Annotated in this window: 11 protein-coding genes; 7 read left to right on the top strand and 4 right to left on the bottom strand. The window is 58.1% G+C overall.

What is annotated here, in order from left to right; translation table 11 throughout:
- Window position 1 precedes the first annotated feature (1 nt).
- The 6 genes from ACMU_RS12550 to ACMU_RS12525 all read left to right on the top strand — a co-directional run bounded on the left by ACMU_RS12550 (window position 2) and on the right by ACMU_RS12525 (window position 7566).
- A complete protein-coding gene (locus ACMU_RS12550; RefSeq protein ID WP_035260095.1) occupies window positions 2-352 on the top strand; it encodes a cupin domain-containing protein in 351 nt (116 codons plus the stop codon).
- 12 nt (window positions 353-364) lie between these two features.
- Complete coding sequence (locus tag ACMU_RS12545; RefSeq protein ID WP_035260092.1) at window positions 365-1348, top strand: P1 family peptidase; 984 nt, start codon at window positions 365-367, stop codon at window positions 1346-1348.
- A gap of 55 nt (window positions 1349-1403) precedes the next feature.
- Complete coding sequence (locus tag ACMU_RS12540) at window positions 1404-2867, top strand: NAD-dependent succinate-semialdehyde dehydrogenase (protein WP_081805523.1); 1464 nt, start codon at window positions 1404-1406, stop codon at window positions 2865-2867.
- 103 nt (window positions 2868-2970) lie between these two features.
- A complete protein-coding gene (locus ACMU_RS12535; RefSeq protein ID WP_035260090.1) occupies window positions 2971-5145 on the top strand; it encodes an esterase-like activity of phytase family protein in 2175 nt (724 codons plus the stop codon).
- A gap of 248 nt (window positions 5146-5393) precedes the next feature.
- The gene (locus tag ACMU_RS18835; RefSeq protein WP_081805522.1) at window positions 5394-5927 is read left to right on the top strand and encodes a GNAT family N-acetyltransferase; all 534 of its coding nucleotides are present in this window, start codon (window positions 5394-5396) and stop codon (window positions 5925-5927) included.
- 742 nt (window positions 5928-6669) lie between these two features.
- Complete coding sequence (locus tag ACMU_RS12525; RefSeq protein WP_035260088.1) at window positions 6670-7566, top strand: DUF1835 domain-containing protein; 897 nt, start codon at window positions 6670-6672, stop codon at window positions 7564-7566.
- Between the two features lie 390 nt (window positions 7567-7956).
- Here the strand turns inward: ACMU_RS12525 and ACMU_RS19295 are convergent, their stop codons facing one another.
- Window positions 7957-8400 (bottom strand): hypothetical protein, encoded by a 444-nt coding sequence (locus ACMU_RS19295; protein ID WP_152544605.1) that lies wholly within the window; start codon window positions 8398-8400, stop codon window positions 7957-7959.
- Between the two features lie 533 nt (window positions 8401-8933).
- On the opposite strand from ACMU_RS19295, the gene ACMU_RS12520 reads away from it, so the two are divergent.
- Entirely contained in the window at window positions 8934-9461 is a 528-nt protein-coding gene (locus ACMU_RS12520) for a hypothetical protein (RefSeq protein WP_035260086.1), read from the top strand.
- Between the two features lie 273 nt (window positions 9462-9734).
- On the opposite strand, the gene ACMU_RS12515 is transcribed toward ACMU_RS12520, so the two are convergent.
- The 3 genes from ACMU_RS12515 to ACMU_RS12505 are packed head-to-tail and all read right to left on the bottom strand — an operon-like array spanning window position 9735 to window position 12786.
- Complete coding sequence (locus ACMU_RS12515; RefSeq protein ID WP_051588316.1) at window positions 9735-10676, bottom strand: Gfo/Idh/MocA family protein; 942 nt, start codon at window positions 10674-10676, stop codon at window positions 9735-9737.
- On the bottom strand, window positions 10673-11704 hold the full coding sequence (locus ACMU_RS12510) for an NAD(P)-dependent oxidoreductase (RefSeq protein WP_035260085.1): 1032 nt from the start codon (window positions 11702-11704) through the stop codon (window positions 10673-10675). The genes ACMU_RS12515 and ACMU_RS12510 overlap by 4 nt, the downstream gene beginning before the upstream one ends.
- Window positions 11704-12786 (bottom strand): ABC transporter ATP-binding protein, encoded by a 1083-nt coding sequence (locus tag ACMU_RS12505; protein ID WP_035260084.1) that lies wholly within the window; start codon window positions 12784-12786, stop codon window positions 11704-11706. Before ACMU_RS12505 ends, ACMU_RS12510 begins: the two co-directional genes overlap by 1 nt.
- Window positions 12787-12794: the final 8 nt, after the last annotated feature.

Below are 12794 nucleotides of genomic sequence, written 5' to 3'. Positions count from 1 at the left end.
GATGAACAAAGTGAACCTGGCCGACAAACTAGCCACTTTTTCAGACCATTGGTCTCCCCGCGTGGTGGCCGACTATAATGGCAATGACATCATGGTGGTGAAGTTCCAGGGCGAATTTCCCTTTCACGACCACCCCGACACCGATGATTTCTTTCTGGTGATCGAGGGCGAGGTGCTGCTGGATGTCGAGGATCAGACCCACCGCCTTGGCTCCGGAGAGCTGTTTGTGGTGCCCGCCGGCGTCACCCACCGCCCCCGCGCGCGGGGTGAGGCAAAGGTGCTGCTGATCGAACCCCGCGGCACGCCGAACACCGGCGACCCGAAAACCGCCGCCCCCAAACCCCGGATCTGAGAGGGCAAAACCATGCAGCCAGGCAAACGCAATCTGATCACCGACGTGCCCGGCTTGCGTGTTGGCAACGCGCAGGATGACAATGTGAAGTCCGGCTGCACGGTGCTGGTGGGCGACGCACCTTTTGTGGCCGGCGTGCATGTTATGGGCGGCGCCCCCGGCACGCGTGAGACTGACCTGCTGCAACCCGACCGGCTGGTGCAGGCGGTGGATGCGCTGGTGCTGTCGGGCGGCTCGGCGCTGGGACTGGATGCGGCCTCGGGTGTGGCGAATGCCCTGCGTGCGGCGGGGCGCGGGTTCGACGTGGGCGGGCAGCGCGTGCCCATTGTGCCCGGCGCGATCCTCTTTGACCTGCTGAATGGCGGCGACAAGGATTGGGCGCAGAACCCCTATGCCGATCTCGGCGCCGCCGCGTTGCAGGCAGCAGGCGACACGTTTGATCTGGGCAGCGCTGGTGCGGGCACCGGGGCCACCACGGCGGACCTGAAAGGCGGGCTTGGCTCGGTCTCGGCCCTTGTTGGCGGGGCGACAGTGGGCGCGCTGGTGGCCGTGAACGCCCTTGGCTCGGCCGTAGCCGATGGCGGGCCCGAGTTCTGGGCCGCGCCTTTTGAGCAGGGCGACGAGTTCGGGGCCAAAGGCATCGGGCGCCCTTCGCCCGGCATGCCACCGGTCAAAGGGGCCGAGCCGCAGAATACCACCATCGCCATTGTCGCCACCGACGCCACCCTGACGCAAGCGCAGGCCACGCGGCTGGCCATTGCCGCCCATGACGGCATGGCGCGCGCCCTTGTGCCCAGCCACACGCCCTTTGACGGGGATCTTGTCTTTGCCGCCGCCACCGGCGTGAACGATGTTCAGGTTGACGATAGCCTGATGCTGCGCCTCTGCCACGCCGCCGCCACCTGTCTGGCCCGCGCCATCGCGCGCGGCGTTTACACAGCAACGGCAATGCAAGGCGACGTGGTTCCCACTTGGCAAGATCGTTTCGGGCGTTAATCTGCGCGTTACCGCTTTTCCGGTCTCTGGCACCGCCAACCTGATAGGATCCTCCATGACCGACCTGACCTCTCGCCTTTCCGACCCCTCCCTTCTGCAAACCCGCGCCTATCTGGCCGGTGACTGGGTGGAGGCCGACAGCGGCGCCACCTTCCCCGTGATCAACCCCGCCACCGGCGACATCATCGCCCAGGTCGCCGATCTGGGCCGGGCCGAAACCGCGCGCGCCCTGCAGGCCGCCGAGACCGCACAACGCGACTGGGCCGCATTAACCGCCAAAGACCGCGCCGCGGTTCTGCGCAAATGGTTTGACCTGATGATGGCCAATCAGGCCGATCTGGCCACCATCCTGACCGCCGAGATGGGCAAACCGCTGGCCGAAGCCATGGGCGAGATCGCCTATGGCGCTTCGTTCATCGAATGGTTCGCCGAAGAGGGCAAACGCGTCTATGGCGAAACCGTGCCCAGCCATCAGCCCGACAAGCGCATCATGGTGCTGAAACAGCCCGTCGGCGTTGTGGGGGCGATCACGCCGTGGAACTTTCCCAACGCGATGATCACCCGCAAGGTTGGCCCGGCTCTGGCGGCGGGCTGTGCCTTTGTGTCGAAACCGGCGGCCGAGACGCCCCTGTCAGCGCTGGCGCTGGCGGTGCTGGCCGAACGCGCCGGCCTGCCCAAGGGGCTTTTGTCGGTGATCCCGGGCCTCGACGCGCCGGGTATCGGGCTGGAATTTACCGAGAACCCGATCTGCCGCAAGATCACCTTCACGGGCTCCACCAATGTGGGGCGCATCCTGCTGCGCCAGGCCGCCGATCAGGTGATGAAATGCTCGATGGAGCTGGGCGGCAACGCGCCCTTCATCGTCTTTGACGATGCCGATCTGGACGCCGCCGTTGACGGCGCGCTGGCCAGCAAATACCGCAATAACGGCCAAACCTGCGTCTGTGCCAACCGCATCTACGTGCAGGCCGGGGTGTATGACGCCTTTGCCGAGAAACTGGCCGCCGCTGTTGAGAAGATGCAGGTGGGCGACGGGTTCGAAGGCGCCGATCTGGGCCCACTGATCACCGAAAACGCCATGAAAAAGGTTGAAGAACACATCGCCGACGCCACGGCCAAGGGCGGCACGGTTCTGACCGGCGGCAAGCGCCACGCGCGCGGCGGCTTGTTCTTTGAGCCCACGATCATCACCGGCGCCACCCGCGACATGCTGTTTTCCACCGACGAAACCTTCGGCCCACTGGCGCCGCTTTTCAAGTTCGACACGGTCGATGACGTGATCGAATTGGCCAATGACACGATCTTTGGTCTGGCCAGCTATTTCTATGCCCGCGATCTGGGCCGCGTCTATAAGGTGGCCGAGGCGCTGGAATACGGCATCGTTGGGGTGAATACCGGCATCATCTCCACCGAGGTTGCGCCGTTTGGCGGGGTTAAGCAATCGGGGCTGGGCCGCGAGGGCAGCCGCCACGGGATCGAGGATTTCCTCGAACTCAAATACGTCTGCCTTTCGGTCTGACGCGCCCACGGGTTTCACAAAAGTGACGCATCTATGTTACCGATGCGTCACCTTAAACCGCCACTTCATCGGGCACTTAATCCTGACCATGAGGGGCAAACCAATGACAGCACGTCTGTTGGGGCTGACCTCGGTACTGGCACTTGCTGCCGGCACCGCATCGGCCGAAATGAATTTTAACCGTATCGCGTCGTTTTCCACCGTTGACAATATGGCCGCTGGCGAAGACACCGCCCGCGAAACCTCGGCCGAGATCATTGACGTCACTGCCGACGGCATGACGCTGGTCTATACCGACAGCCCGCTGGGCGCTCTGGGCCTGATCGACATCACCGATCCTGCCGCACCCAAGGCTGCCGGCAATATCGCCCTGGATGGCGAGCCGACCGCCGTTGCCGTTGTCGGCAACGTCGCCTTTGTTGGCGTGAACACCAGCGAAAGCTACACCGATCCGTCGGGCATGCTGCAAGCCATCGACGTGAAAACCGGCGAAACGCTGGCATCCTGCGCCGTGTCGGGTCAGCCTGACTCGATTGCTGCATCGAAAGACGGTTCGTTCATCGTTGTCGCCATCGAGAACGAGCGTGACGAAGACCTGAACGACGGCGTGATCCCGCAGCTGCCCGCCGGCGCTGTGGACATGGTCAAAACCACCGAGGGCGGTCTGGACTGTGCCTCGCTGATCACCGCTGATGTGACCGGTCTGGCCGACATCGCCCCCACCGACCCCGAGCCTGAGTTCGTTGACGTCAACGGCCTGGGTGAAACCGTTGTGTCGATGCAGGAAAACAACCACATGGTTGTCCTGTCGGCAGACGGTTCGGTGCTCAGCCACTTCTCGGCCGGCGCTGTTGATCTGGAAGGCATCGACGCCACCGACGAGCGCGGCGCGCTGATCTTCACCGAAAGCCAGCTGGGCCGCAAACGCGAACCCGATGCTGTGAAATGGCTGGACGACGATCACTTCGCCACCGCCAACGAAGGTGACTACGAAGGCGGCTCGCGCGGCTGGACCATCTTCAACAAGAACGGCACCGTGGTGTACGAAAGCGGCGTGACCTTTGAACACGCGCTGGTTCAGATCGGCCACTACCCCGACAAGCGTTCGGACAGCAAAGGCGTTGAGCCCGAGTCGATCGAAACCGCAACCTTCGGCGGCACACCGATGGTGTTTGTGGGTTCCGAGCGTGGTTCGGCCGTTGGCGTTTACGACGCAACCAACCCCGCCGCACCGGTTCTGAAACAGATCCTGCCCTCGGGCATCGGTCCGGAAGGCTATGTTGCCATCCCCGAGCGTAACCTGCTGGTTTCGGCCAACGAGAAAGACCTGATCGAAGATGGCGGTGTGCGTGCACATGTGATGATCTTCGAATACCAGGACGCCGAAGCGATGTACCCGACGCTGACCTCGGAAGGCGCGGACGAGCTGATCGGTTGGGGTGCGATTTCGGGCATGGTTGCTGCCGAAGACGGCTTCATCTACGCCGTGAATGACAGCTTCTATGGCTTCCAGCCTTCGATCTTCAAGATCGACGCCAGCCAGAAACCGGCACGTATCGTTGACGTGATCCGCGTGCACCGTCAAAACGGCTCGCCCGCACAGAAGATCGACCTGGAAGGCATCACCACCGATGGCAAGGGCGGCTTCTACCTGGCGTCCGAGGGCCGCACCGACCGTGTGATCCCGCATGCCATCTATCACGTGGATGCCGAGGGCCTGATCAAGGACCGCAAGGGCGAGATTGGCCTGCCGGCCGAGCTGATGGCGGTTGAGAAACGCTTTGGCTTCGAAGGTGTAACCCGCGTGGGCGACACCCTGTGGATGGCGGTTCAGCGTGAGTGGAAAGACGATCCGGCCAACCACGTGAAACTGGTCTCCTACAACCTGGAAACCAAGGAATGGGGTGCTGTGCACTATCCCAAGGCCGAGCCTGCCAAAGGCTGGGTTGGCCTGTCGGAAATCACTGCCTACGGTGACTGGGTTTACGTGATCGAGCGTGACAACCAGATCGGCGCCGACGTGGTGACCAAGAAGGTCTACCGCATCCCCGCCACCGACATGGTGCCCGCACCGCTGGGTGGCGAACTGCCGGTTGTGACCAAGGAAGAGGTCCGCGACCTGATCCCCGACCTGCAAGCCTTCGGCGGCTACGTCGTGGACAAGGTTGAAGGCCTGGCCATCACGGCCGAAGGCGAGATTTTCGTCTCCACCGACAATGACGGCGTCGACGACAGCTCGGGCGAGACCTTCTTCTGGTCGATCGGCTCGGTCAACTAAGACCCCACCAAACCAACGAAACGCCCCGCCAAACCGCGGGGCGTTTTTGATTCAAGCCCAGGTTCGGTCCGACATTGGTTCATTCCGCTTTGCGGACTTTGTTGACTTTCGCTGCGTCTGCTCCAGAGACAGCTTTTTAACTGCTGGTCTAGCGTCGCCGAGGGGTTCGAGGTAGTCCATTTGCGAGCCTCACAAAGAGTCACTCGTTCAACCTGAACAACTGTCTCTTATAAAGCTTCTGGTTTCAAATGAGCCCTAGCGATGTAAGCATCCCGACCCTTGAGACCAGGCGATTGAGGCTGGAGCCACTTTCTCTTAGCCACTCCATGGGGATGTTTGAGATGTGGCGGCAGCCCCTTGTGCAGCAGTTTTCCGGTGCTGCCGACGATGAATTTCAAAACGAAATCCCTATGCCAGCAAAGACACATCACGACAGTGATCGTTTGATTGGGTTTTGGTTGAAAGCCCTTAAAGATGGCTGGGGTTTTCGATGGGCGATCATAAAGAATGATGGCGACAATTTTGTTGGGCATATCGGCTTTAACTCGCTCCTTGAATGCTCAGAAATCGCGTTCCACATGAACCCTGATTTTTGGGGAAATGGCTTCATGTATGAGGCAGCTGCAGCGGCGATTGCATGGCGGCGCGACAATGGAGCAACTGCAATCGAAGCCTACATTGAGCCCGAGAACGCACGGTCGATTGCCCTAGCCCTCAGACTAGGCATGAACGATACCAGCACGTTAGTGGATAACGCGCGACGATATCAAATGTCGATTTAGCATGCCTAGTGACCATCTCGCTAAAGCCGAATTTCGCTGCACAGAAAAATCCCAGCAGAGTGGGCGCTGTGCGGCCATCGGTGGGTTCGGGTCGATTGGTCGGAGCCAGCACTATCCAGACATTTTTCTGATCGGCTTGTTGACGATTATTAGGACAGAGCAGTGTTTGAAGCCAATGGCCCACCTACGGAAGGCCAACGCCAGCCCCTGGGGTGGCGATCCTACGCCAGTATCAAGACGCTTTTTGGTTGCCACGTACTTCCACAGAACGAACCTCGCACCTGCGTCCACCAAATCGCCAGCCCGGGAGAGGGGCTGGCGATGGCCGGGCCGCTGCGCGGCTGTTAACCGGCTGGGCGCGTTGCGGCGGCGTCCGCTTCGGGCTCAAACCCGACATTCGCTGATTGCGCTGGCAGAGCGTTCCCTGTCAGCGACCCGCCTCCAACGTCTGGCCTCGTGGATTGAACTCCGACAGACAAAGACGGCGTCGACGACAGCTCGGGCAAAACCGTCCTCAGATCGATCGGCTCGGTCAACTAAGACCCCACCAAAACAACGAAACGCCCCGCCAGCCCGCGGGGCGTTTTTGATTCAAGCCCAGGTTAGGTCTGACATTGGTTCATTCCAATTTGCGGACAAAGCAGCCATTTCAGGCCGTTAACCGAATGGCTGCTACTTCAATATAGTAAGAACACTCGCCAAGCTGTATTGATGGGTTGCCAAAGACAAAATCTTACAAACCATGAAAAATGTCATCCTGACCCATTCCGACAGTGCTGGAGGCACAATTCTTCAACTCTTTCGGAAAATCAGACCAGATTGGCAAACCCGTGTCATCGTATCCTATGACGACTACTCACACGGACCTCTCGCAACATCTGGGACAAGCCAGGACTTCTTTCTGGAACGCCTGGTGTTCTGGAAGTCGCTCGACCCCTTCGATGACGAAAAAATTCATGAGTTCGACTTAAATGATGAACACATCTCACTCGTCAAAGAACTTCAGTCTGTGAAGCAAGCCGAAATTTGGATCGCAAACAGCGTGCAGGATATATTCTATTCAGTGGTAATGCTGCACTTACTGGCGCTGGATGGAGTTGATACCTCTGGCATCTCTGTGAGGAATTTCGGCGGGCAGCAGGTGAAATTGGGTCTTGGCACTATTCGGGTCGAGGAGTTTGAAACCCTGTATAAATCCAGCGAAGCTGCACCGCTCGATGCAAAGCTTTACAGTGACGCATGGAGCGTAATCTCCCAAGGTTCAGGTAAAGCGATCAAGAGCTTCATCAAAGGACAAGACCCTTCCACACCGATAGCTAAGGCGCTTTCGGCGTACCTTCTTCGGTTCCCAGATTTTAATGGTGGGCTGGGATCAATCGAACGCGCTTTGCTGGGGGCTGGCACCATAGAGATGAAAAAATCTGCGTACACCGTTGGAAACGCCTTGGCCCTGGGTGAGCCAACGAATGATCAAGTTGGAGACTTGATACTGTTCAAAACTCTGGTTGAGCTTTCTGGTGTGGAACCAGACCCATGGTTCAAACTCGAAGGCAACACTCGTCACATGCGAAGCTGTTCCGCGCAACTAACTGAGAGTGGGAAAGAAGCCCGTGCCAGATATTCTGTTCAGTCTTTTTAGACACGAAGAGATCAGTATCAATTAGCGGACATTGGTGCATAATGCTGCATTGAACACTTTGGGCTCAATCCCGACATTCGCTGATTGAGCGAGCTGAACGTTCCCTGTCAAAGACCCGCCTCCAACTTCCGGCCTCGTGGATTGTGTTCCCACCGAAAATGACGGCGTCGACGACAGCTCGGGCGAGACCTTCTTCTGGTCGATCGGCAAGGTCAACTAAGCCCCCACCAAACCAACGAAACGCCCCGCCAAACCGCGGGGCGTTTTTGATTCAAGCCCAGGTTCGGTCGGACATTGGTTCATTCCGCTTTGCGGGACAAATTCGCCGTTCGGATGCCTCTTCCAATCGACCGATTTTAGGTTTGAGCAGATCAGTCTGGAACCGTAGGTCTACTCGACCTCACAGGGTTGCACCGATTTTTCACCAGAACCAGCTGAAAAGAACCGCCCGTCGGGCGAGAATGTAAAGCTGTGGCTAACAATGCATCCATTCGGGTTCTTACCCTGCAAAAGGAATGCAGCATTTACCAATGGTGGAACTGAAGACAGCTGACGGTCAATTTCATGGGATTGAGCTCCGATCAGTTCGACTTGAAGGATCAGAAACTGCCGTAGCAACATCGCCTGTTCAACCGGCTCCAGCACTCTCTTTTCATTGGCCAGTTGAATACTGCAAAGGTTGCGTACTGTACCATCGCGAGAAGTCCACTCTGTAAGCAAAACGTACAGTTCTGACCCAGCGACGCCCCAAGCCTCATTTGCTGAATTTACTCCCCAGTCCCGTGCATGTCGTTCGGGAACGTTCCGTCTTTGAAGGCCTTCACCGTCAAACATCGAGCTGGTTTCGACAGACGTGCGACAACGTTCAAAAAAATTGTCAAAATCTTGCACCAAATTCTGGGCGTAACTTGGATTGCCCCACGTCGCAAAAGCCGTGAAGAATAATGCGAAGCTCGCTATTCTAAGTGTTACGGAACGCACTTGACCATCCTCAATTCATGGACGCAGAAAATGGCTGCATTGCAGAATGTAGTCAACAAGGGCTCAAAGCCGTCTTGCAGCGGCGCGGCAGCGCGTCTGCGGCGAAGTCGCGTGAGATCAACGCTGCCCAATGACCGATGTCAGCCCAAAGGGGACATGGCCATTCAGTACCTAGCGCGGAAAGCGGAATTTCGCTGCGGTTTGCAACGAGGTCAGCTAAGCGGACAAAGCGTGATTTCGTTGCAACTGCGCCATTGGCCGCTTCGATGATCAGTCAACAGGTTCGTGGCGCCAGATGCTGTTCCCTGGTTTCGCGTCACAAACACCATGATTCGCCTTATGCTGGTGCGCTAGACGACTCAATCTCCTTCCATTAGCTTGAAGGCATGAATACTCAAGACTTGGAAAGTGATTTCGTAAGCATTCTAAAAAATAGCGACAAGACATGGTTTAACGCAGCCGCTGCCTCACTTAATAAACAACCACACGAAGTTAAGTTTTCCAACTTGGCTTCAGTACCATTTGGAGAGTTCACGGCTGCTCGCGCCGGACAGAGAGCGGAGTTTTTGTTCGGCGTATGCCTTCCATTAAGCGTAGCCGCCAAAAGGTGGACTACAGAGCAATATTTTAACTTTCTGAAAGATCGCTCAAAAAAGAAAGACGTCAATTTGAGGTTGGCTCGAAAGCGCATCGACCCGCCTAACTTCAAGACCACTATCAAGATTGCTTTGACCAGTTTTTTCTTATTTTTGTTACCTTTTCTGCTACTCTTTGTTTGGCGGACTACAGATATCTTTACTGTCGCAGTAGCCATTTTTGTTTTGTTCATCCCAACGATCATGAGCGCCGATTTTCTTTTTACTCATGCGTATTACACGAGGCTGGCACGTCGTATCGATGAACTGCACGGCTGATTGCAGCCTCTATCATTTAAGGCACAATTCTCGGCCGCTAGCTGCTTACCATAGCTGCCGCCCGCGCCCTAGGCAACATCAGGCGAACAGGGCTATGTGCGGTCATCGGAGGCGATGCAGTATATCGCGGACATGGAAGCCAGACCGGTATCGCTTTGCCCAATGCGGGCTTTCCGTGTTCGGGCCGGTCCCTGTTGGACGTTGTTTGACTGCACAGTCGCCACCGACGCACCCATCTTGGGTTGCGGTCGTAATGACATGGGCTCTTCCCAATCAAACCGAACGTGCGTGCAACAATTCGGCACTTGCGATTGTGTGACCTTCGGGCCATGCGGTTTTCGCCCCGTCCAAACACGCCTGAAAGGCAATCGCTTCGTGAGCGTAGCCGTTTCCGATATACGGCAGGTCAAACGTCACCTGCCCCTCGGCCCCGTCGAGGATCACACTGCTGGCGTGGTGGAAGTTGTCGGGAATCTGTAAACTGCCTTCGCTGCCCATGCAACGAACCGCCACTGGCAAGTCGGCCCGGAACCCGCATGACAAAAGCGAAAGGGCACCATTGTCGTGCTCAAGGGTCCAGCCAGTCATTTCGTCAACGCCCGAAGGCCCCATCACCGAATGTGACTGCGCATATCTGACAGGCCCCGCCAGCAACAAGGCCGCGGCAATCGGATAGATGCCGAGATCCTTCCTGGCGCCCCCGCCCAAATCCGGATCAAACAAGATCGGTGTCGTCGCGGGATCACGATGCGACACGAAGTTCGCCATCAGGTGTCGGGGGGTCCCGATGGCCCCGGACCGGACCAGGTCGATGGCTTTCTGCATCGCCGGGACAAAGGCGCTCCAAAGAGCTTCCATAAGGACCCGCCCCCTTTGTCGCGCCATCTCGAAACACGCGGCGCTGTCCTGCGGGGACAGGGTCATCGGCTTTTCGCACAACACGTGCTTGCCCGCGTCCAATACGGCAAAGATGTTGCCTTTGTGAAGTGCATTCGGCGTCGCAACATAGATGATGTCGATGTCCGGATCCTGCAACAAATCATCATAACTGCCATAGGCGCGGTCGAACCCCCATGCGCGCGCAAAACCTTCGGCTTTCCCGATCGTGCGCGAGGCAACTGCGGCACGACATGCGCCCGGCACATGCGGAAGCGCTGCGGCCATCGAACCCGCGATATTGCCGGTGCCCAGAATGCCCCAGTTATGTGCCGTCATGTGTTCGGCATCGACTTGAGCTGGGCCTGCGCGGAAACAAGCCCTGCGACCAACTGGCGGTCGGCCGGCTTGAGCTGACGGCTGGGCAACCCTTCAAGTATTGCCTGCACATCCTGCAGGATCATGTCGCCAATCAGGTGGCGCCCCCCGGGCACTGCCGCGGCACGGTGCGGAGACAAAATCACGTTGGGCATTTGGCGAAGCGGATGATCAACCGCCAGCGGCTCGTCTGGGAAAACGTCCGTGGCAAATTTGATCTGCCCGGCCCCCGCCGCGGCAACAAGCGCGTCGAAATCCGCACACCAGGCCCGGCTGATGACCACAACCAAAGCAGCTTTCTGCAACTTGCCAATCAGGGCGGCGCTTAACAGCCCCCGCGTGTCTTCGGACGGAACAGCGGCCACAACAACCACACGACACTGGGAAACGAGCTGTTCCAAATCGGTCAACTCGACATCCGGCCCGGCATCTTTCAGGAAAGGATCAAAAGCCATGACCTTTGGCTGGAAAGGGCGGATTAACCGATGCGTTTCCTTAGAAATCTGCCCATATCCGATAAAGCCAACCGATTGGTGATAAAGCGTAAAATCTGTCTCTGGGCGATCATCAAGCCAGCGTTCGGTGCCGGAACGAAACGCCTCATGCTCATCGACCAAGCCGCGTCCGGCCCCAAGGATCATGGCAACGGTCATCTCTGCGACGGCGTTTCTGAACCCGGGCGAACAGGACAAGACTTCGATGCCCCGGTCAAAACACGCGTCGTAATCAAGACCCTCGCGAAACGCGCCCGCCACCTCGATCGTTGCACGAAGGTTGGGTGCCCTGCGCAAGTCCTCGGCGCTTAACTCAGGTTTGGAGGCAACATAAAAGCGCGCGTCCGGCAGCAACGCCTCGATGTCCTTTCGCGACATGGGCGCATCCGCTCCGCCCCGTATGTCACACAGCCCCGCAAGCGCGTCGAACGTTTCGTCACGGAACAGTTCGGCTTTGGTCCGGAAGTGATTATCGAGAATGAGTAGCGGTTTCATCATGCAGCCACAGACGTGTTATCGGGCGCAAACAGATGCGCACGCTCAGGATCAAATGTCAGCTGTATCGGCTGACCGGGTTCAAAAACGCGATCCTCGGCCAGTGACACCAAAATGCGCTTGCCATCGGACAAAGCCACGTCGACCACCGTTTCGATACCCAGTCTTTCCGCCAGGGTGACATTGCCCACAAGCAGGCCGCCTTTGTCGACCGGGTGCAGATCCTGCGGACGGATGCCAAGCGTTGCGCGGCCCGATCCGGGAACGCCTTCGCGCCACGTGGGGGCTGCGAACTCAGCCACATGCGCAGACCGTACCTTGGCGCTGTCGCTGTCGCGCGACACCACGTCCACGTCCATAAAGTTCATCGATGGCGCGCCAATAAAACCAGCCACGAAAAGGCTTTCAGGGCGATGATACAGATCCATCGGGGTACCGACTTGCTGCACGTATCCATCCTTCAGCACAACAATCTTGTCCGCCAAGGTCATTGCCTCGACCTGATCATGGGTGACATAGACCATCGTCGCGCCAAGGGACTTGTGCAATTTGCCAATCTCGATCCGCATGTCCAGACGCAGCGCCGCATCAAGGTTGGACAGGGGTTCGTCAAACAGGAAAACCTCGGGTTGACGTACGATGGCCCGTCCAATGGCCACGCGCTGCCGTTGACCGCCGGACAATTGTGATGGCCGACGGTCCAGCAGGTGCTCCATTTGCAGGATGCGCGCCGCTGCCTGCACTTTTTCGTCTTTCTCGGCCTTTGATGCACCCGCGATGGTCAGCCCGAACGCCACGTTTTCACGGACCGTCATGTGGGGGAATATGGCGTAAGACTGAAACACCATCGCGATGCCACGCTTGGACGCAGGGACCTCGTTGACCACGGTCCCCCCAATTTTCAAACTGCCTCCGGTGATATCCTCAAGCCCGGCGATCATCCGCAACAAAGTGGACTTCCCGCACCCTGACGGGCCGACAAACACGACGAACTCACCGTCTTTGATGTCGATATCCACGCCCTTGATGACGTCGACAGAGCCATAACTTTTCTTGATCCCTTTGAGCAGAACATCTGCCATCTTTTGTC

The organism is Actibacterium mucosum KCTC 23349 (genome assembly GCF_000647975.1).
Classification (GTDB): domain Bacteria; phylum Pseudomonadota; class Alphaproteobacteria; order Rhodobacterales; family Rhodobacteraceae; genus Actibacterium; species Actibacterium mucosum.
Note: the sequence above shows the minus strand (reverse complement) of the source record. Positions and strands in the feature narration are given on the sequence as shown.